Consider the following 19796-nt stretch of genomic DNA (forward strand, 5'->3'; position numbering starts at 1 on the left):
GATGTCGAGCAGTTAGCGTTGGCGCGGCCGAGCGGATATGGCGGGCGGCAATGCTCCACCCATTACCCATGCTGCCCGCCGCCTCCTCCTGGCTCGACCTGGTCGGGCTTGCGGTGTTCGCCGCGTCCGGCGCGCTGGCGGCGGCCAAGCGCGCGCAGACCATGGTGACGCTCTGCTTCTTTGCGCTGATAACCGGCGTCGGGGGCGGCACGGTGCGCGACCTGCTGATCGGCGCGCCGGTCTTCTGGCTCCATGACTCGCGGGCGGCGGCAGTGTGCCTGGCCATGGCGGTGGTGATCTGGATCACGCCCGAACGCTGGTGGCGGGGCGCGGCGCTGGACTGGATCGACGCGGTTGGGCTGGCCGCCTATGCCGTGTTCGGCGCCTTCAAGGCGAGCAGCTATGGCGTGCCGCCCGTGCCGGCGGCGGTGATCGGGGTGCTGAGCGCCTGCGTCGGCGGCATCATCCGCGACATGCTGGCGGGCGAGCCGTCGATCATCATGCGCCCCGAACTCTATGTCACGGCGGCGGCGCTGGCTTCGGCGAGCTACATCGCGTTGCGGGAGATCGGGCTGGAGACGATGCCGGCGGCGGTGATCGCGGCCACGGCCGGTTTCCTGCTGCGCGCCGCCGCAATCCACCTCCATCTCTCGCTGCCGGCATATCGCGGGCGGAGATAAGACCGGAGCGGACCTTGTGGCACGATCGCGCGTTGAACCGGATCGGCAACCAAGGAGCCATGCCATGGCCGACGCCGACCCCCCGATGGACGATATCGAAGATCCCGCCGACTCCGATTCCGATGAAGAAACAGGCTATGTGTCCGATCCGCAGTCCTTGTGGGCCGCGGAAGGTGCGCGGGCCATGCTGGTGGTGCTGACCCGCCGGCTCGGCGGCGGCTTCGCGCGCGACGTCCACAATGAAATCTACGCCCGCACTGTCGCGTATGAGGAAGGGTGCCCGGACGACCGCCGCGACGCAGCGACGCTGAACTTCCTGCTCCAAGCGCCATTCTGGGACACATTGTTCGCCAAGCCCGATCCGGGTTGATCCGCGGGAATAGCGCGCGTCGGTCAGCCGTGCCAGCGGCGCAGGGCGGCGTCATAGCTCGCCTGTTCGCTATCGACCTTTGCCTCCAGATCGCGCGTTTCGGCGCGTTGTCGTGCTTCCATCGCGCGCCGTTCCGCCGCCAGCACGGCCTCGCGCGCGGCGAGTGCCTGTTGTTCCTCGCGCTGGCGATCCCGTGCCGCGCTCAGCCGTTGCTCGGCCTGGTCAAGAGCGGTGCGCTTGGGGCGGGGTCTGGGTTTGGGGGCGGGCGCGCGGTTCGGCTTGGCCTTGGGCGGAACCTTGCCGTCACCGAGGGCGGCTATCTGCTCCGCCTCCGATCCGCGCAGCCGCCTGATCACGGCGCCGGGCTCGGCCAGCGGCTGCTCCGTCAGGGCCGGATCCGTGACCAGCTCCGCTTCGTGGCGTGCGAACAGGTCATGATCCGATCCCCATGCCGCCAGTGCCGCCTTCTGGCTGGGGCCCGCGACATAAGCGTCGTGGAAGCCGATCGGCGTGCGAAAGACCTTGAGCTTGGCAGCCACGTTCAATGGCCCGCCAGCGCATCCGGCGCGATCCGGCGCAGTTCGGCCAGAGTTTCGGCGGCGGTGCGGTGGTGGACGAAGGTGCCACCCGCTTCCTCCCACAGATGCTGGTAGCGGAGCGTGTCGTCGACCAGGATGTCGCCCGCCTGCGCGTGCCGCCTCTTGTCCACCGCCATGCAGGTGATGATGCGGGTGCCGGGGAAATGCTCGGCCGCCCAGCGCACCTTTTGCGGCGCGGCCCATGCCCCACGCGGCAATCCGGTGAGGATCACGGGATGGAGGTGGCGGACGCCGGCGAACAATTCCATCGCGTCGGGCATCAGGGGCAGGCTGCCGTAGAAATCGGGATGGCGCGCAAGCTCCCGCCAGAAGGCGCCGGCCCCACGCCTTTGCTGATAATCGTGCGGGGATGCGCCAAGCAGGTCGAACGCCGCTCGCTCGAAATCGGCCAGGACGCCGTCGCAATCGAGATATAGCTGCATCGTCAGAACCGCGCCGGCGTGAGGGTGATGGCAAGCGACGGGGCGATCGCACGCCAGCCATAAGCGGCGATCACGTCGTTGCTCTCCTTGGCGCGACGGCCCTCAGCCAGCGACCACGTGATATGGAAATGGCTGTCGTCGCCGCGATCGGTGGTGCCGCCGATGCGGACCACCAGCGCCTGCACGCCCGCACCATCGTCGCCTTCGCCCACTATTTCGCCTGCCATGGCGGCGGGCAGCGGGGTGCCGTCATCCGTGCCGAAGCGGAGGGTGACGTGGTGCGCCACCACCTGGGGGTAAGCGGGCGCGAGCTGTGCCAGCAACCGTTCGCGATCCTGGCGGTCGAGCAGCCAGCCGGTGACCATCTTGCGTCCTGCCATGATCCGCCAACGGCCGAAGCCGGCGCGGGTTGCGGCATCGGGCAGGTTGGTGCTAGCCTCTGTCCTGCCGAGGACTCATACCGTGCTCCTGCGCACGCAGGAGCACAAGAGCGGGTCGGTGTCGGCTGGACGGAGCCTAAGCCGACCGCCCCTCGGCCAGCAAAGCATCGCGCGTGGCGATGAGTTGGTCGAACGAGGCGGCCGGGGCCGATCCGGCGATCGTCGCCATTGCGCGGTCGAGGCGGTCGCGCGCGCCGGGCGTGATCGCGCCGAGCCCTTCGACGCAGGACCGCATCTCCGCCATGTCGCCCGAGCAATGCAGGCCCAGGTCGCAGCCGGCGGCGATCACCTTCGCGGTGCGTTCGCGAAAGCTGCCGGTCAGGGCATGCATGCCGAGATCGTCCGACATCAGCAGCCCGTCGAACCCGATCCGGTCGCGAATGACCCTACCGATCACATGCGGCGACAGGCTGGCGCAGCGTTCGGCATCCCAGGCGGTGTAGACGACATGCGCGGTCATCGCCATCGGCGCCCAGTTGAGCTGCGTGAACGAGCGCAGATCGGACTCGAGAGCGTCGGCGGGCACGTCCACCACCGGCAGTTCGACATGGCTGTCCGCCAGCGCGCGGCCATGGCCGGGCATATGCTTGACCACGCCGACCACCCCGGCGGCCTTCAATCCCTCCAGCGTGGCGCGGCCGAGCGCCGCCACCCGCATCGGCTCCGCCCCCAAGGCGCGGTCGCCGATGATATCGTGCGCGCCCGGCTGGCGCACGTCGAGCAGGGGCAGGCAGTCCACGGTCACACCGACTTCGCGCAGCATCAGTGCCAGCGCATGGGCATTGGCGCGGATCGCCTCGATCGCGGAGACGGGCGCCACGTCATACAGCGCGTCGAACGCCGCGCCGGGCGGGAACGCCGGCCATTCCGGCGGCTGCATCCGCGCGACCCGCCCGCCTTCCTGGTCGATCAGGATCGGCAGATCGTCACGACCCGCCAGCGCGCGGAGGTCGTCGGTCAACGCCTTCATCTGCGCGCGATCCACCACGTTGCGGCGAAACAGGATGTAGCCGGCCGGATCGGTGTCGCGGAAGAAGGCGCGTTCGTCCGCCGTCAGTGCCGGCCCGGCCAGCCCGAGGATGAGCGGGGTCATGCGATCAGTTCGTCACGGCGCAGGCTTCGCCCGCAACCTTCATCTTGGCGCAGATCGTGTCGGCGGCTCCACCGGTCGCGCGCAGGCGGTACAGGGTGGAGTCGCCGCTCTTCACCGGCAGGATCACCGGCGTCAGCGGGGCGAGATAGGCGAACCGCTTGGACAAGGTCTTCCACGCCGACTTGGCCTTGCCCTCGCTGGAGAAGGCGCCGAGCTGTACGGTGTGGCCGCCGGGCACCGACACGGGTTCGGGCGGCGGCGGCGGAGGTGGGGGCGGCGGTGGAGCGACCGTCTGCTTGGGCGCGGGCTGACCGGTCTTGCTGGCCGGGGTCGCGGCGGAATTTGCCGCCGGTGCCTTGGCGACGGGCACGCGCCGGGGCTCGGCCGGGGAGGCGGACCTGGGCGCGCCCGCCCCGACGATCGGCTGTTCGGGCAGGGCCGCGAGGTCGAGCGGACTGTTGATGTCGCTGCCGACGCCGGTGCGCTGGGCGATGCGGTCATTATTGTCGACCTTCAGCCCGCCGGGATCGGCCGGGCGCACCTTGTAGGGCGCGGAATCGGCCTTGATAAGCGTGCCGACGTCCTTCTGTTCGCCGCGCCCGCCGAGCATCAGCACCAGGATGACCGCCGCGACGGCGACCGCCGCCAGCACCAGCCCCCACTTGCGCCAGTCGCCGCCGCGCCGGGGCTCGGGATAGTCATCCTCGTCCTCGACCGGCTCAAGCCAGGGAAGCCGCTGGCTGCCCTGACCGTCGTTGCTTACCCCGCGTCGGATTTCCGCCATGGACGATCACATCTCCTCGGCTGCGGCGACACCCATGACGCCCAGCCCGTTGCGGATGATCTGCCCGATCGCATCCGCCAGCGCCAGACGGGCAGCGGTGACCGGAGCATTGTGAGGGACCAGGAAACGGCGTTCGGGATCGTCATTGCCGCGATGCCACAGCGCGTGGAAAGCGGCCGCAAGATCATAGAGATAGAAAGCGATGCGATGCGGCTCGTGCGCGTTCGCCGCCGCTTCGACGATCCGCGGGAACTGCGCGGCAAGCTTCACCAGCGCCAGCTCCTCCCCGTCGAGCAGCGCGAGGTCGGCGGCGGGCAGGTCCAGCCCCGCCTCCGCCAGCCGGCGATGGAGCGAGCGGATGCGGGCATGCGCATATTGCACGTAGAAGACCGGATTGTCCTTGGACGCCTCCACCACCTTGGCGAAGTCGAAGTCCATCTGCGCATCGGCCTTGCGCGCCAGCATGGTGAAGCGGACCACGTCCTTGCCCACCTCCTCCACCATGTCGGCGATGGTGATGAACTTGCCGGACCGCTTGGACATCTTCACCGGCTCGCCCGCGCGCATCAGGCGGACCATCTGGACCAGCTTGATGTCGAACGGCTTGCCGGCCCCGGTTTCACCGGCGGTCAGCGCCTTCACCGCCGCCTGGATGCGCTTCACCGTGCCGGCATGGTCCGCGCCCCAGATGTCGATCAGCATGTCGGCCGCCTCGGCCTTCTGCGCGTGATAGGCGAGGTCGGTGCCGAAATAGGTGAGGCCGCCATCCGCCTTGCGCACCGAGCGATCCTGATCGTCGCCGAATGCGGTGGAGCGGAACAGGGTCATCTCCGTCGGCTCCCAATCGTCGGGCAGCTCGCCCTTGGGGGCTTCCAGCACGCCCTGGTAGATCAGGCCGTCGGCGCGCAGCCGGTCGAACGCGGCATCGACGCGGCCGGCCTGCTGCACCGCCGCCTCCGACGCGAACACGTCATGATGGATGCCGAGCATGGCCAGATCGGCGCGGATCATGTCCATCATCGCGGCGACCGCCCTGGTGCGGAACAGGTCGAGCCATTCGCCTTCCGGCTGACCGACATAGGCATCGCCAAATTCGGCGGCGAGCGCCTGGCCGACCGGCACGAGGTAGTCGCCGGGATAGAGGCCTTCCGGGATCGTGATCGTCTCGCCCAGCGCCTCGCGGTAGCGCAGGTGGGCGGAGCGGCCGAGCGTCTGCACCTGCGCGCCGGCATCGTTGATGTAATATTCGCGGACGACCGAATAGCCGGCATAATCCAGCAGGCTGGCCAGCGCATCGCCCACCACCGCGCCACGGGCATGGCCCATGTGCATCGGCCCGGTCGGGTTGGCCGAGACATATTCGACGTTCACCGTCGTCCCCTGCCCCGTCGTCGAGCGGCCATAATCGCCCGCGCCCATGATGATGTTGGACAATTCCTGCCGCCAGGTGTCGTCGGACAGGCGGACGTTGAGGAAGCCGGGTCCGGCCATCTCGGCGGCGGTGACATAAGGCAGAGCGGCGAGTTCGGGCTGGATCAGCCCCGCCAGTGCGCGCGGGTTGGTGCCGGCGGGCTTGGCCAGCACCATCGCGGCGTTGGTGGCAAGATCGCCGTGGCTCGCGTCGCGCGGTGGCTCCACCGTGACGTTGCGCCGATCGAGACCGGCCGGCAGCGATCCCGCGCGCTCAAGCGTGTCGAGGATGGCGGACAGGTCGGCGGCGAAGCGGGCATGGAGCGTGGGCAATGTCTGGTCCTGATGTTGACGGCAGGCGCGCGCCTTAGCGGATCGGGCGTGGCATGTAATGGATATATCCATCATCTGCCATCGCCCCGACGCCGCCGATCGGCTGTTGGGGCGGTGCGTCCATCAGCGGTGCGGATGTCCCGTTGTCGCGCACATCCATCCCGTGCGGAATGCCTCCACCCAAGGTCCATCACGATCCACCGGTGCGCGTCAGACCCCTTCCGGCATCTCCACGGGGCCGACCACTTCGCGATAGCGGGCGACGGCGTAGCGATCGGTCATGCCGGCGATGAAGTCGCCGACGTGCCGGGTGCGCTGCGGCTCGGCGGCGGGCAGCGTGTCCGCCCAGGACGGCGGCAGCCGGGCGGGATCGGCCAGATAGGCGTCGGTCAGGCCGGCGACGATCCGCCGCGCCTGCTCCGCCACCGCCATCTGCTGCGGATGGTGGTAGAGGGTGCGGTACATGAACCGCTTCAGCGTGCGTTCCTGCTCGGCCATCGCGTCCGAGAAGGCGATCAGCGGACGGCCGGCGGCGCGGACCTGGTCGATTGAGGTGACGCCGTCCAGCCGGCGGCGGCTTTCAGCCAGCAGGTCCGCCACCATGCGGCCGATCTGGTCGCGGACCAGTTCGCGGGCGAGCAGGTGCGGCGGACTGTCCGGCCATTTGGCGCGGGCGATGCCCCACCCCTCGGCGATCAGCGGCACCTCCAGCGCCTGGTCGATCGCGAGCAGGCCGGCGCGGATGCCGTCGTCAATATCGTGATTGTCATAGGCGATGTCGTCCGCCAGCGCGGCCACCTGCGCCTCCAGGCTGGGCTGACCGGCCAGATCGAGCGGCCATTCGGCGTCGATCTCCGCCAGGGCCCAGGGCGGATCGAGCACCGGGCCGTTATGCTTGGCCAACCCCTCCAGCATCTCCCAGCTGAGGTTCAGGCCGGGGTGATGCGGGTAAGGCGAGTCCAGCCGGGTCAGCGTGCGCAAAGTATGGGCATTGTGATCGAACCCGCCGGCATCGGCCATCGCCGCCTCCAGCGCATCCTCCCCGGCATGGCCGAAGGGGGGATGGCCGATGTCGTGGGCGAGGCACAAAGCCTCCGTCAGATCCTCGTTCAGGCCGAGCGCGCGGGCGATGGTGCGGCCGATCTGCGCCACCTCGATCGAATGGGTCAGGCGGACGCGGAAATGGTCGCCGTCGGGCGCCACGAACACCTGCGTCTTGTGGCGCAGGCGGCGGAAGGCGATCGAGTGGACGATGCGGTCGCGGTCGCGCTGATATTCGTCACGCTGACCGCGCGCGGATCCGGAAGAGAGCGGGTGGAGCCGGCCGCGGCTGTGCGCGGGATCGGCGGCATAGGGGGCGAGCGCCATGCCGCGCGAGATGGCGTGCCGGCCAAGGAATGTCGAGAGGCGGCACGCCACGCGCCGCCCCCGCATGGCGCGAGGACGTGCAAGGACGTGGCTTGCCCAAGAGGAAGCTTTGCGACCGACGCGTTCCGCCACCTGCCCGGTGTACGGTGGACCCGCGGGCTTTATCTGCCTGATCGCAAGGATCGTGGATGCTACCCGCTGGCCCAGGTCGGCATCCGACAGGTTCTTCACCGCAGCGCGAAGCCTGCGGAAGAGACGGAGTCTTGTAGCGAAGCACTTCGACGATTCACGCCGGACAGGCTCCGCGTCGGTCGTTCCCCATGGCACGGGGCCATGAGGCAGGCTTCGTCCCGCAACTCGGCCGATGCCACGGAACGATCGGACGTGTACTCGTTATGTTCCGCTTTGTCAAGAAGCATGTACGGACGCGCCACCCCGATCCGAATAGCCGGCCGGGGCGTTCGCATGTCGATCACCCATCTCCGGACGCGCAACTCCGCCGTCGGGACGCGAGCACGGAGAGCGACCATGCCGGACTGGCAGAACATGTTCAGCCCAACCATCTCGATCGGGGAGGTCATGCTGCGGGCGAGCATCATGTACCTATTCCTGTTCGCGACCATGCGCCTGCTGCTGAAACGCGAAGGGGGGACGGTGAACATCGCCGACCTGCTGGTGGTGGTGGCGATCGTGGATGGGGCGCAGCCGGCGTTCAGCGGCGACGCGCAATCGATCACGGAAAGCGCGATCTTCGTGCTGACGGTGGTGGCCTGGGCCTATGCGCTGAACTGGGTGAGCTACCACGTGCCCGCGCTGAAGTTCCTCACCGCCGCGCCGCCGACGACCTTGGTGAAGGACGGCATGATGTGCCGCGCCAACATGCGCCGCGCGCTGATGACGAGGGAAGAGCTGGAGCAGCAATTGCGCGAGCAGGGCGTGGACGGGATCGCCAAGGTGAAGCTGGCGGTGATGGAAGGCGACGGCGAGATCAGCGTGATCGAACGCACGTGAGGCGGTGCCCGCCGGCCGCCCCGCTCAGCCGAGCACGTCGACCAGGTGGATCAGCACGCCGACCAGCCCGCCCACCACGGTGCCGTTGACGCGGATATATTGCAGGTCGCGGCCGACCGCATTTTCCAGCCGGCCGGTAATGGTCTTGGCATCCCAGCCGCGGATGGTTTCGGACACCAGGGTGACGATGCCGTCACCATAGGCGCTGACGAAGCCGGCAGTGGCGCGACGGGCGAAGCGGTTGACCGCGAACCGCACCTTGTCATCCTGCTGCAGGCGCTGGCCCATCTGGCGCAGCACATCCCCCAGCTTGCCGGCGCGGGCGGAGCCGGGATCCCGCGCGGCGCGCAGCATCGCGGCGCGGGCACTCTGCCACAGTCCGTCGAGCCAGGCGGCGACGGCGGGATTGGCGATGGCTGAGTCGCGCCATTGCGCCACCTTGGCCTGCATTTCTGGATCATGCTGGAGGCGGTCGGCCAGGCCGGCGAGCGCCTCCTCCGCCTTGAGGCGCAGGGGATGCTGGGGATCCTCGGCAATGTCGCCCAGCAGCTTGAACAGGCCGTCCAGGATCTTGGTGGAGAGGGTTTCGTCGAGGCCGGTCCAGCGCAGGATCGATCCCGCACGTTCGTGGATCATGTCGCGAAAGATCTTTTCGTTGGCGTCCAGCGTCTTGCCGACCCACAGGATGGCGGCGTTGATGACCGGGCGGTGCCGCCCCTCGCGCAGGGCGGCGGCGAGCAGCTGACCGGCGAGCGGCGCCACCTCCAGCGTGCGGAGGCGCTGGGCGGCGGCACCCTTGACCAGATTGCCGAGCTGCTCGTCGCCCAGGCTTTCCAGCAGGGTGGCGGCCATCTTGCCCGCCCCGCCCTTCAGCGGACCCTCACGCGGCGGGGCGGCGAGCACCCGCCCGGCGGCGGCGGCCACGTCCAGCCGCGCCATGCGCCGCGCGATCACGCCCGGCACCAGGAAATTGGCGCGCAGGAAACCCGCCAGGCTGTTGCCGATCCGGTCCTTGTTGCGCGGGATGATCGCGGTGTGCGGGATGGGCAGGCCGAGCGGGTGGCGGAACAGGGCCGTCACCGCGAACCAGTCGGCCAGCCCGCCGACCATCGCCGCCTCGGCGAAGGCGCGGACGAAGCCCCAGCCGGGATGGTGCGGTTGCAGCGCGCGCGCGACGAAGAACAGCAGCGCCATCGCGACCAGCAAAGCGCCCGCCACTATCCGCATGCCCCGCACCCCGCCGCGCCGAGGGTCCATCCGTTGCGTGATCGTCATCCTGTCTTTCCGGGCATCATGCCCCGACAATGGACGGCGCGGCGGATGGTTCACTCGGCCGGTTGCGCCTCGCCGGGCGGGGCGTGCGACGCACTGCTGGTCAAGGCCGGCGCAAGCTTCCGGCCGAGCCACTTTTCCAGGCCGTCGGCAAGGCTGAAGCCGGCGGGCACGATCAGCAGGGTGAGCAGGGTCGACAGGATAAGGCCGCCGATCACCGCCACCGCCATCGGCTGGTTGAACGATCCGTCCGCGCCGATCGACAGAGCGGTCGGCATCATGCCCGCGACCATCGCGACGGTGGTCATGATGATCGGCTGCGCGCGCTTGTGCCCGGCATCGAGGATGGCGTCGTAGAGCGTGCGCCCGTGCCGCATCTCCTCGATCGCGAAGTCGATCAGCAGGATGGAATTCTTGGCGACGATGCCGAACAGCATCAGCAGGCCGATGAAGACCGGCAGGGAGATCGGCATTCCCGCCACCTTGAGCGCGATCAGCCCGCCTAGCGGCGCCAGCAGCAGCGAGCCCATGTTGACGAACGGCGGCATCACCCGGCGGTAGAGCAGCACCAGCACGGCGAACACCAGCAGCACGCCCGCCACCACCGCGATCAGGAAGTTGGTGACCATTTCCGCCTGCCACTTGGCGTCGCCGGCGGCGGCATAATGCACGCCGACCGGCAGCGCCTTCATCGCGGGCAGTTCCATGATCTTGGCTCGCTCCTCCCCCGAGATCGCGCCGGGGGCGAGATCTGCGCTGATGATGGTGCGGCGTTCCTGGTTGTAGCGTTCGATCTTGGACGGCCCGGCGCCGAAGCCGATATCCGCCACCACCCGCAACGGCACGCTGCCGCCGGCCGAGGTCGGCACCGGCAGGTTCTGGATCGTGCCGAGGTCGCGGCGGCTGTTTTCGTTCAGCATCACGCGGATCGGCACCTGGCGATCGCTGAGCGAGAACTTCGCGGCATTCTGATCGATGTCGCCGATGGTGGCGATGCGGATCGCCTGGCTCAGCGCCTGGGTGGTCACGCCCACGTCGGCGGCAAGGTCGAGCCGTGGCTTGATCACGATTTCCGGCCGCGGCAAATCCCCTTCGATACGGGGGCCGCGAACGCCGTGCAGCCGCTTCATGTCGTCCACGACCTTCAGCGCGGCGCTGTTGAGCAGGACGGGATCGTCGCCTGCCAGCATGATCTGAATGTCGCGACCGCCATTGCCGCCCTGGCTTTCGAAATTGATGCGGCCGTCGGGGATGCTCTGCAAGGCAGGCGTCAGCGCGCGTTCGAACTCGGTCGACTTGCGCGCGCGGTCATCCTTCAGGTTGATCACGATATAGGCGCTGCCGACATCCACATAGTCGACCGCCGTGCGCACCTCCGGCTGCTTCTTGACCAGGGTGACGACGCGTTCCGCCACGTCGCGCGTCTGCTCCAGCGTGGTGCCGGGGGGCATGGTGACGTTGATGCGGCTCATGTCGCTGTCCTGCGGCGGCATGAACGTCTTGGGCAGGATTCCGAACATGACCAGGGTGGCCAGGAACGCGGCGATGCCGATCCCCATCGTCCACCAGCGATGGTCGCGGGTCCAGGCGAACCAGCGACCCGCGCCACCCCGCGCACGCGCTGCCTGCGCCCGGCTGTCGTCCAAAGTCCAGCGCAGCACGCCCATGTAGCGGTCCATCAGCGGGCCTTCGCCATGCGACGCGGCGCCGTGCGCTTTCAGGAAATAGGCCGCGATCATCGGCGTGATCAGGCGTGCGACCAGCAGGCTCATCAGCACCGCGACCACCACGGTCAGGCCGAAATTCTTGAAGAACTGGCCGGCGACGCCCGGCATCAGCGCGACCGGCAGAAACACGGCGACGATGGAGAAAGTGGTGCCGACCACCGCCAGCCCGATCTCGTCCGCCGCGTCGATCGACGCCTGGAACGCGGTCTTGCCCATGCGCATGTGGCGGACGATATTCTCGATCTCCACGATGGCATCGTCGACCAGCACGCCCGCCACCAGGCTGAGCGCGAGCAGGGTCATGAAGTTGAGCGTGAAGCCGAGCAGGCTCAACACCCAGAAAGTCGGAATGGCCGACAGCGGAATGGCAAGCGCGGAGATCACGGTGGCTCGCTTGTCGCGGAGGAACAGGAACACCACCGCGACCGCCAGCACCGCGCCTTCCACCATGGCGTGGAGCGCGCCCTTGTAATCCTCCTTGGTCTGCTTGGTGGAATTGAACCGCTGGATGAAGTGGATCTTGGGATTGTCCTTTTCCAGCTCCGCCAGCACCTTCACCGCCTGGTCGTAGATGGTGACGTCGGACGCGCCGCGCGCGCGCAGGATGCCGAAGCTGACCACCGACTTGCCGTTCATGATCGCCAGGTTGCGCTGCTCGCCATAGGCGTCGCGCACGGTGGCGATGTCGGCCAAGCGGACCGAGCGGCCCATGCCGAGCCGGATCTGCGTCTGGCTGAGCGCATAAGCGTCCTGCGCGTTGCCGAGCACGCGGACCGACTGTTCGGTGCCGGCAATCTCCGCCCGGCCGCCGGCCGCGTTCATGTTCATGGCGGTCAGCTGCGCATTGACCTGGCTGGCGGTGACGCCCTGCGCCTGCATCTTGGCGGGATCGAGGATGACGCGGATCTCGCGCTCCACCGCGCCGCGTGTTTCCACGCTCTGCATGCCGGGAATGGCGAGCAGGCGACGCGACACGATGTTCTTCACATACCAGGAGAGCTGCTCCATGGTCATGTCGGTCGCTTCCACCGACCAGTTGGCGAGCGCGCCGCCGTTCACCTTCACCCGGATGATCTGCGGTTCCAGAATGCCTTCCGGCAATTGCCCGCGGATCTGGGAAATGGCGTCGCGCACGTCGGTGGTGGCGCGATCCACCGGCGTCTCGATGGTGAACAGCACCACCGTCTGCGAACTGCCTTCCTCCACGGTGGAGGTGATTTCCTCCACCCCTTCCAGGTTGCGCACGGCCGCCTCGACCCGCTGGGTGATCTGCGTTTCCAGCTCGGTCGGGGCCGCGCCCGGCTGACCGATATAGACGATCACGCCGGGGAAGGTGATTTCCGGCTGCGCGTTCACGTCCATCCGCATGAAGGACACGAGTCCCGCCAGCGTCAGCGCGATGAACAGCACGATCGGCGGCACCGGATTGCGGATCGCCCAGGCAGAGATGTTGCGGAAGTTCATCGCACGTCGTCCTCAGCGCGAAGCGGCTTGCAGCTCGGGATGCACCTTGTCACCGGCATTCAGAAAGGCGCCGGCCGACGCGACCACGCGCTCCGTGCCGGACAAACCGGAGGCGATGGTCACGCCGCGCTCGCCCACCTCGCCGGTCTTCACGTCGCGGCGCGCGATCACATTGCCGGGCCCGACGATGTAGACGAAATTGCCCTGGGCGTCGCTCAGCACCGCGCTTTCGGGCAGCAGGGGCAAGTTGCCGGCCGCGCCGCCGATCTCCGCCGAGCCGAAGCCGCCGGGGCGCAGCGCCGCATTGTAGGGCAAGGCGATCCGCACCGTTCCCTGGCGCGTGTTGGGATCAATCACCGGCGAGATCTGCCAGATCTGGCCCGGTATCCTGAGCGCGCTGCCGACCGGCGTCACCGTCGCCGGCGACCCGACGTGCAGCCGCGCCAGTTCCGAATCGGCCAGACGGGCCTGCAGCTCCATCTTGCCGTCCTGCGCCACGCGAAACAGGCTGGTGCTGCCGGGACCGACCACCTGCCCCGCCTCCACCGCGCGGGTCAGCACCAGGCCGCTGGTGGGCGCGCGCACGTCGAGCCGGCCGATCAGCGCGCGCTGCTGCGCAAGTTGCGCCTGCGCCAGCGCGACGCGGGCATTGGCGCCGTCCAGCGCGGCCTGCCGTGTGTCGATATCCGCGCGCGAGACGAAACCGTTGGCAACCAGCTGCTTGGCGCGATTGAGGTTCTGGCGCGCAAGCTGGGCATCGGCGCGAGCCTGGTCGATCTGGGCGGAGATGGCGGCCGCCTGCTGCGTCTGGACCGAGCGATCCACCACCGCCAGCGTCTGCCCCGCCTTGACCCAGGTGCCGGCGTCCACCAGCACCTGGCGCACGATGCCCCCTTCACCGGGAATGCCGACCGGCATGTCGCGCCGCGCGGCGATATTGCCGACCGCCGAAATCCGGGCGGTGACGGCCTGGCGGCCTGGCACGATCACGGTGACGCGCGGCGACGTATCGACGGGGGCGGCGAGCTTGTCCCCACCGCGCATGAAGAAGGCGGCCAAAGCGAGCGCCACCACCAGAAACACGCCGCCGACGATCAGCGCGCGCCTTCTGCGGCGGCCGTGATCCAGCGCCCCGTGGGTCGCCGGATCGCCGCTGATGCTCGTTTCCATGTTCATCGCCGTCCCATCCCCTCGCGGTCCGCGTGCGCCAACCCCATGGCACGCCGACCGCACGGCTGTATTACTATACTACCTCACCTGGCTCAAGCGCCCTTTACCGGTGCTGAACGAAGCCACAGGATCGACCAGTCGCCCTTGTCGATCCGACCGTGGAGCGTGATGCCGTGCCGGGCATAGGCCGATAGCACATCGTCCGCCTGGCTCGCCAGCAGCCCTGCAAGGAGTATCGACGCGCCGGGCCGAATCGCAGCGCCGAAGCCGGGCGCGAGCGCGATCAGCGGCCCGGCCAGGATGTTTGCGATCAGCAGGTCAAAGGGTGCCGCCGCCCGCAACGCCGGACCGTCCATTCCATCGGCGGCGACCAGCGCGATCGCATCGCCGGGCACGCCGTTGGCGGCCATGTTGGCGGCGGTGACGTCGATTGCGACCGGATCGATGTCCGACGCGATCACCCGCGCGTCGGGCCACAAGATCCGCGCGGCGAAGGCGAGCAGGCCGGTGCCGGTGCCGATGTCGGCCACGTCGCCGAACCGCAGCCCCTCCCCGGCCATGCGGTCCAGCATCTCCAGGCAGCCGGCGGTGGTTTCGTGATGCCCGGTGCCGAAGGCGCGGCCCGCCTCGATATGGAAGGCGACCATGTCCGCCGGGATGTTTTCGGCAAAAGCGGCGGTGTGGACATAGAAGCGGCCGGCGCGGATCGGCTGCAGCCAACGCTGGCTGACCGTGACCCAATCCTGGTCCTCCAGCCGCTCGATCACCGGCTGCGTATCGCCCGCGCTCGGCACCAGGGCTCGGATCGCCGCGACCAGATCCGGGCCGGGCTCGGCGGGCAGATAGACATCGAACTGCCAATTGTCGGGGCGGGACGGGTCCGGCTCGCTCGTCATCAGGACGGGTGCGGGGTCGATGCCCAGTTCCGGCTCGATCACCGCCAGCAATTCGCCCTCCGCGCGGTTACATGGCAGCGTCACTTTCCAGCTTTCGGCGGACTGCATTTGCCATTCAGCGGACATAGCTTGCTCCATTGATGTCGATCACCGCGCCGGTCATGGAGGCGGGGGCCTCCAGCGCCAGGAAGCGGACGGCGGCGGCCACCTCCTCCGGCTGCGCCACCCGGCCGAGCGGAATGTCGGCCAGCAGCTTGTCGCCGCCGCGACTGGCGAGATACTCCTCCGCCATGCCGGTCATGGTGAAGCCCGGGCAGACGGCAAAGGCGAGGATCTCCTGCGCCGCATAGCCGCGCGCGATCGTCTTGGTCATGGCGACCATGCCCGCCTTGGCCGCGGCATAATGCCAATGCGCGGGCGAATCGCCGCGATAGGCCGCGCGACTCGCGACGTTGACGATGCGGCCGCCGCCTCCGCGCTGCTGGAAGTGCCGCACGGCATGGCGGCACAGTTCGGCCGAGGCGGTCAGGTTGACGCGCATGGTGCGTTCCCATGCGGCCAGCCATTCGTCGTCCGGGCTGTCGAGCGGGGAGGCCTCAAAGATGCCGGCATTGTTGACGAGCACGTCGATGCGGCCATCCAGCCGCTCCAGCGCCTCGTTCCATAGCACGCTCGCGGCACCGGGCTGGTCGAGATCGGCGGCAAGGGTGTGGGCGTCGGCGGCGGACGTCGCCTGGCCGACGACGCGCACGTCGGCCCCGGACAGCGCATCGGCAATGGCCCGGCCAATGCCCCGGCTGGTGCCGGTCGCGAGAATATGGATGGTCATGGTCGCGCGCTTAGGCGCTCGGCACGGGAAAGTCACCGGCAACCCGCTTGCCCGATGTTGCAACAATGTAGTAACTTCGCAGTAGGAGGCGAACCATGCGGACGGCATTGCGCAAAATGGGAAATTCGACCGGCATGATCGTGCCCAAGGCCCTGCTCACCGAAATGGGGGCGAGCGCCGGGACTGCGATCGAGCTGCGGGTGGAGAATGGACGGCTGGTCGGCGATCCCGTCCGCACCTTGCGCGAAGGGTGGGCGGAGGATGCCGTGCGCGTCGCCGCTCTACCGGTGAGCGAGGAAGAGGCCGACTGGATGGGCTTCGGCAATGACGGCGATGACGAGTTGCGCTGGTGAAGCGTGGCGAGGTGTGGCTGTGCACGCTCGACCCGACGGTCGGGCACGAGATTCGCAAGGCGCGGCCCTGCCTGATCGTCTCGCCCGACGATCTCAACCAGCGCCTGTCCACCCTGATCGTCGCGCCCTTGACCAGCGGCAGTCAGCCCGCGCGATTTCGGGTAAATGTCACCTTTCGCGGCAAGGACGGGCTGATCCTGCCCGATCAGCTTCGCACGCTGGATCGCCGGCGTTTCGTGAAACAGCTCGGCACGATCCATGAGGACGCACTGGCAGACGTGCAGCGCATCCTGATCGCGATGTTCAGCTGAGCCGGTGACATACGGGAAAGCCGGGTACGACCAGGCGGCCCGGCTTTCCCCGTCGATCAGTAAACGCGCGCCTTGGGCTTGATATAATCGACCTCGTCGGTGAGCGTGTAATCGTGCACCGGGCGGTAATCGAGGCTGACCGCGCCCTTGTCGAACGAGACGAGGGTGTGCTTCATCCACTCGGCATCGTTCCGCTCGGGGAAGTCCTCGTGCATGTGCGCACCGCGGCTTTCCTTGCGGTTGGCGGCCGAGTGCATCGTCACCACCGCCTGCGGCAGCATGTTGTCCAGCTCCAGCGTCTCGATCAGGTCGGTGTTCCAGATCAGCGAATGGTCGGTGATCGCCACGTCCTGCATGGAGGCATAGACCGTGTCGATCTTGCCCATGCCTTCACGCAGCGTTTCCGAATTGCGGAACACGGCGCAGTCGGACTGCATCGTGCGCTGCATGTCGAGCCGGATCTTCGCCGTGGACGTGCCGCCGGAGGCGTTGCGGTAGCGGTCGAGGCGGGTCAGCGCCGCGTCGTCCGCTTCCTTGTTGATGACGCCGTGCGCGGTGTGCGGCTTGATCGTCTCACCGATGCGGATGCCGGTGGCGCGGCCGAACACGACCAGGTCGATCAGCGAGTTGGAGCCGAGGCGGTTGGCGCCATGCACCGAGACGCACGCCGCCTCGCCCACCGCGAACAGGCCGGGGACGACCGCATCGGGGTTGCCGTCCCTGAGGTGGACGACCTCGCCCCAGTAATTGGTCGGGATACCGCCCATATTATAGTGAACGGTCGGCACCACCGGCAGAGCGTTGCGGGTCAGGTCGACGCCAGCAAAGATCTTGCCGGTTTCGGTGATGCCTGGCAGCCGCTCCGCCAGCACCTTGGGATCGATATGATCCAAGTGCAGGAAGATGTGGTCCTTGTGCTCGCCGACGCCGCGCCCTTCGCGGATCTCCATCGCCATGGAGCGCGAGACGACGTCGCGGCTGGCGAGATCCTTGGCCGACGGGGCATAACGCTCCATGAAGCGTTCGCCCTCGGCATTGGTGAGGTAACCACCCTCGCCGCGCGCGCCCTCCGTGATCAGCACGCCCGCGCCGTAGATGCCGGTCGGGTGGAACTGCACGAACTCCATGTCCTGGAGCGGCAGACCGGCGCGCAGCACCATGCCGCCGCCATCGCCGGTGCAGGTGTGGGCCGAGGTCGCGGAGAAATAGCAGCGGCCATAGCCGCCCGTCGCCAGCACCACCGCATGGCTGCGGAAGCGGTGAATGGTGCCGTCCTCCATGCAGAGCGCGATCACGCCCTTGCACTCGCCGTTCTCCATGATGAGGTCGAGCGCGAAATATTCGACGTAGAAGTCGGCGTCATACTTCAGGCTCTGCTGGTACAGCGCGTGAAGCATGGCGTGGCCGGTGCGGTCGGCGGCGGCGCAGGTGCGCTGCACGGGCGGGCCCGCGCCCATATTCTGCATGTGGCCGCCGAACGGACGCTGGTAGATGGTGCCGTCCTGGTTGCGGCTGAACGGCACGCCGGCATGTTCCAGCTCGATCACCGCCGCCGGCGCCTCGCGCACCATATATTCGATCGCGTCCTGGTCGCCCAGCCAGTCCGACCCCTTCACGGTGTCGTACATGTGCCAGGTCCAGTGATCGGGCGTGTTGTTGCCCAGGGACGCCGCGATCCCGCCCTGTGCCGCCACGGTGTGGCTGCGCGTCGGGAACACCTTGGTGATGCAGGCGGTCTTGAGCCCCTTTTCGGCGCAGCCCATGGTCGCGCGCAGGCCCGATCCGCCCGCGCCGACGACCACCGCGTCATAGACATGGTCGATGATCTGATAGGCGGGCATTACGGCTGGGCTCCGGCAAAGGCGACCTTGAGGATGGAGAAGATGGCGATCGCCGCCCCTCCGATCGCATAGAAGTTGAGCAGGACCAGCGCGACCACGCGGCTGAAATCATGCTGATAATCCTCGATCACGACCTGCAGGCCGAGGCGGAGGTGGTAGAAGACCGACACCACCGCCAGGATCAGCGGCACGCTGGCCCACGGGCTCTGCAACCAGATGGCAAGCGCCTTGTAGTTCCACAAGGGCAGGCGGAAGAGCGACACCACCAGCCAGGTCATCAACAGCAGGTTGGACCCCGCGGTCAGCCGCTGGTGCCACCAATGGTGCGTGCCGTGCTTGGCCGAGCCGAGACCGCGGACGCGGCCGATGCTGGTTCCCGTACCCATCAGAAACTGTTCCCGAGGATGCTGCCCCACACGGCCAGCGTGAGGAGGACCGACACGACCATGGTTGCCATGGCGCTGGTCTTGTTGCGCTTCAGCTCGAAATTGGCGCCCGCGTCGAGGAACAGGTGGCGCACGCCCGAGCAGAGGTGCTGGAAGAAGGCCCAGGTCAAGCCGACCAGGACCAGCAACGGCAGCCAGTTGAGCATGCCGGTGCGATCGGACGTCATCATGTCCACGAAGCGGCCATAGGCTTCCTGCCCGCTGGCGAGGGCGGACAGCCACCACACGAACAGGATGCCGCCCCCGATCGCCATGGCCGAGCCGGTGGCACGATGGAGGATGGAGACCAGCATGTGCGGGCCCCATTTCCAGATGGTCAGGTGCGGCGACAGCGGCCGACCGGGATTGCGCGCCATGTTTCTGGCCTGTCCCCAAGCAAATCGAAAGAATGGAGAACCCTTTAGCCGAGAAACGCCGCGTTGCAACGCGCTGGACGCGGCAAAACCGCCGGGGACCGCGGACTAACCGACTGTTTACCTTGCCCGCGCTAGGTCGGCCGCGACAGCTGAGGAACCGGAGAGAGCCGCGCCTGATGACCGACGACTTCCATGTGATCGAGCTTCCCGCCGCGGCGCGCATCCCCTTCCCGGCGACGGACGTCGCGCATCGCCTGTCCATCTACAATCCCGACGGCGGCTTTGCACGCGACCTGGCGTTCGTGTGGGACAAAGCGGGCGAGATCATCGTCGCGACCGTGGCCGACTATTGCGCCGGCCTGGCCACCAGCGGCACGCCATTCGGCACGGTGATTGCCGAATCGAACCTGCCGGCCGATCATTTGGGCAGCCGGATCGGCGCCCACATGCGCGCGCAGTTCGTGACGCCGGTCAACGAGCACTGGATCGCGCTGAACGGGCGGATCGGGCGCGAGATCTTTGCCAGCGGCATCAGCCCGGCGGTGGTGATGGACGGCATCATGGGCCGCACCGCCACCATCTGCGGGGCGCTGCGGCGCGCCTTCACCGACTCGCCTGACC

21 protein-coding genes are annotated in these 19796 nt (G+C 68.1%); 6 read left to right on the plus strand and 15 right to left on the minus strand.

Annotated features, from left to right (window positions below; translation table 11 throughout):
• Positions 1-50 precede the first annotated feature (50 nt).
• The gene (locus tag Q0D93_RS12505) at positions 51-680 is read left to right on the plus strand and encodes a trimeric intracellular cation channel family protein (RefSeq protein WP_294394887.1); all 630 of its coding nucleotides are present in this window, start codon (positions 51-53) and stop codon (positions 678-680) included.
• Positions 681-744: 64 nt separating this feature from the next.
• Positions 745-1050: a hypothetical protein gene (locus tag Q0D93_RS12510; RefSeq protein ID WP_294394889.1), complete on the plus strand. Its 306-nt coding sequence runs from the start codon at positions 745-747 to the stop codon at positions 1048-1050.
• 23 nt (positions 1051-1073) lie between these two features.
• On the opposite strand, the gene Q0D93_RS12515 is transcribed toward Q0D93_RS12510, so the two are convergent.
• The 7 genes from Q0D93_RS12515 to Q0D93_RS12545 form a co-directional block, all read right to left on the minus strand.
• Positions 1074-1589, minus strand: coding sequence for a hypothetical protein (locus tag Q0D93_RS12515; RefSeq protein WP_294394892.1), 516 nt, complete (start codon positions 1587-1589; stop codon positions 1074-1076).
• 2 nt (positions 1590-1591) lie between these two features.
• A complete protein-coding gene (locus tag Q0D93_RS12520; protein WP_294394895.1) occupies positions 1592-2071 on the minus strand; it encodes a hypothetical protein in 480 nt (159 codons plus the stop codon).
• A 2-nt stretch (positions 2072-2073) separates the two neighbouring features.
• On the minus strand, positions 2074-2451 hold the full coding sequence (locus tag Q0D93_RS12525; RefSeq protein ID WP_294394898.1) for a hypothetical protein: 378 nt from the start codon (positions 2449-2451) through the stop codon (positions 2074-2076).
• Between the two features lie 136 nt (positions 2452-2587).
• The gene (gene nagZ / locus Q0D93_RS12530) at positions 2588-3604 is read right to left on the minus strand and encodes a beta-N-acetylhexosaminidase (protein WP_294394901.1); all 1017 of its coding nucleotides are present in this window, start codon (positions 3602-3604) and stop codon (positions 2588-2590) included.
• A gap of 4 nt (positions 3605-3608) precedes the next feature.
• The gene (locus Q0D93_RS12535; RefSeq protein ID WP_294394903.1) at positions 3609-4388 is read right to left on the minus strand and encodes an SPOR domain-containing protein; all 780 of its coding nucleotides are present in this window, start codon (positions 4386-4388) and stop codon (positions 3609-3611) included.
• 6 nt (positions 4389-4394) lie between these two features.
• A complete protein-coding gene (gene argS / locus Q0D93_RS12540; RefSeq protein ID WP_294394906.1) occupies positions 4395-6131 on the minus strand; it encodes an arginine--tRNA ligase in 1737 nt (578 codons plus the stop codon).
• Between the two features lie 210 nt (positions 6132-6341).
• On the minus strand, positions 6342-7499 hold the full coding sequence (locus Q0D93_RS12545) for a deoxyguanosinetriphosphate triphosphohydrolase (RefSeq protein ID WP_294394938.1): 1158 nt from the start codon (positions 7497-7499) through the stop codon (positions 6342-6344).
• 528 nt (positions 7500-8027) lie between these two features.
• Here Q0D93_RS12545 and Q0D93_RS12550 point away from each other — a divergent pair.
• On the plus strand, positions 8028-8510 hold the full coding sequence (locus Q0D93_RS12550) for a YetF domain-containing protein (protein WP_294394908.1): 483 nt from the start codon (positions 8028-8030) through the stop codon (positions 8508-8510).
• A gap of 24 nt (positions 8511-8534) precedes the next feature.
• Here Q0D93_RS12550 and Q0D93_RS12555 read toward each other — a convergent pair whose 3' ends face one another.
• The 5 genes from Q0D93_RS12555 to Q0D93_RS12575 form a co-directional block, all read right to left on the minus strand.
• Positions 8535-9785 carry a DUF445 domain-containing protein gene (locus Q0D93_RS12555; RefSeq protein ID WP_294394911.1) on the minus strand — a complete coding sequence of 417 codons (1251 nt, stop codon included), beginning with the start codon at positions 9783-9785 and terminating at the stop codon, positions 8535-8537.
• Positions 9786-9835: 50 nt separating this feature from the next.
• The gene (locus tag Q0D93_RS12560; protein WP_294394914.1) at positions 9836-12973 is read right to left on the minus strand and encodes an efflux RND transporter permease subunit; all 3138 of its coding nucleotides are present in this window, start codon (positions 12971-12973) and stop codon (positions 9836-9838) included.
• Between the two features lie 12 nt (positions 12974-12985).
• A complete protein-coding gene (locus Q0D93_RS12565) occupies positions 12986-14143 on the minus strand; it encodes an efflux RND transporter periplasmic adaptor subunit (RefSeq protein WP_294394916.1) in 1158 nt (385 codons plus the stop codon).
• Positions 14144-14235: 92 nt separating this feature from the next.
• Positions 14236-15165 carry a 50S ribosomal protein L11 methyltransferase gene (locus Q0D93_RS12570; RefSeq protein ID WP_294394918.1) on the minus strand — a complete coding sequence of 310 codons (930 nt, stop codon included), beginning with the start codon at positions 15163-15165 and terminating at the stop codon, positions 14236-14238.
• Complete coding sequence (locus Q0D93_RS12575) at positions 15155-15868, minus strand: SDR family oxidoreductase (protein WP_294394920.1); 714 nt, start codon at positions 15866-15868, stop codon at positions 15155-15157. Before Q0D93_RS12575 ends, Q0D93_RS12570 begins: the two co-directional genes overlap by 11 nt.
• A 95-nt stretch (positions 15869-15963) precedes the next feature.
• On the opposite strand from Q0D93_RS12575, the gene Q0D93_RS12580 reads away from it, so the two are divergent.
• Both Q0D93_RS12580 and Q0D93_RS12585 read left to right on the plus strand, forming a co-directional pair.
• On the plus strand, positions 15964-16221 hold the full coding sequence (locus Q0D93_RS12580) for a hypothetical protein (protein WP_294394922.1): 258 nt from the start codon (positions 15964-15966) through the stop codon (positions 16219-16221).
• A complete protein-coding gene (locus Q0D93_RS12585) occupies positions 16218-16532 on the plus strand; it encodes a type II toxin-antitoxin system PemK/MazF family toxin (RefSeq protein WP_294394924.1) in 315 nt (104 codons plus the stop codon). The genes Q0D93_RS12580 and Q0D93_RS12585 overlap by 4 nt, the downstream gene beginning before the upstream one ends.
• A gap of 56 nt (positions 16533-16588) precedes the next feature.
• On the opposite strand, the gene sdhA is transcribed toward Q0D93_RS12585, so the two are convergent.
• The 3 genes from sdhA to sdhC are packed head-to-tail and all read right to left on the minus strand — an operon-like array spanning position 16589 to position 19175.
• A complete protein-coding gene (gene sdhA, locus Q0D93_RS12590) occupies positions 16589-18373 on the minus strand; it encodes a succinate dehydrogenase flavoprotein subunit (RefSeq protein ID WP_294394926.1) in 1785 nt (594 codons plus the stop codon).
• The gene (gene sdhD / locus Q0D93_RS12595) at positions 18373-18759 is read right to left on the minus strand and encodes a succinate dehydrogenase, hydrophobic membrane anchor protein (protein ID WP_294394929.1); all 387 of its coding nucleotides are present in this window, start codon (positions 18757-18759) and stop codon (positions 18373-18375) included. The genes sdhA and sdhD overlap by 1 nt, the downstream gene beginning before the upstream one ends.
• A complete protein-coding gene (gene sdhC, locus Q0D93_RS12600; RefSeq protein ID WP_294394931.1) occupies positions 18759-19175 on the minus strand; it encodes a succinate dehydrogenase, cytochrome b556 subunit in 417 nt (138 codons plus the stop codon). Before sdhC ends, sdhD begins: the two co-directional genes overlap by 1 nt.
• A gap of 176 nt (positions 19176-19351) precedes the next feature.
• On the opposite strand from sdhC, the gene Q0D93_RS12605 reads away from it, so the two are divergent.
• Positions 19352-19796: hypothetical protein (locus tag Q0D93_RS12605; RefSeq protein WP_294394933.1), on the plus strand; the 445-nt coding region annotated here is incomplete at its 3' end.

The organism is uncultured Sphingomonas sp. (assembly GCF_934560975.1).
Classification (GTDB): domain Bacteria; phylum Pseudomonadota; class Alphaproteobacteria; order Sphingomonadales; family Sphingomonadaceae; genus Sphingomonas_I.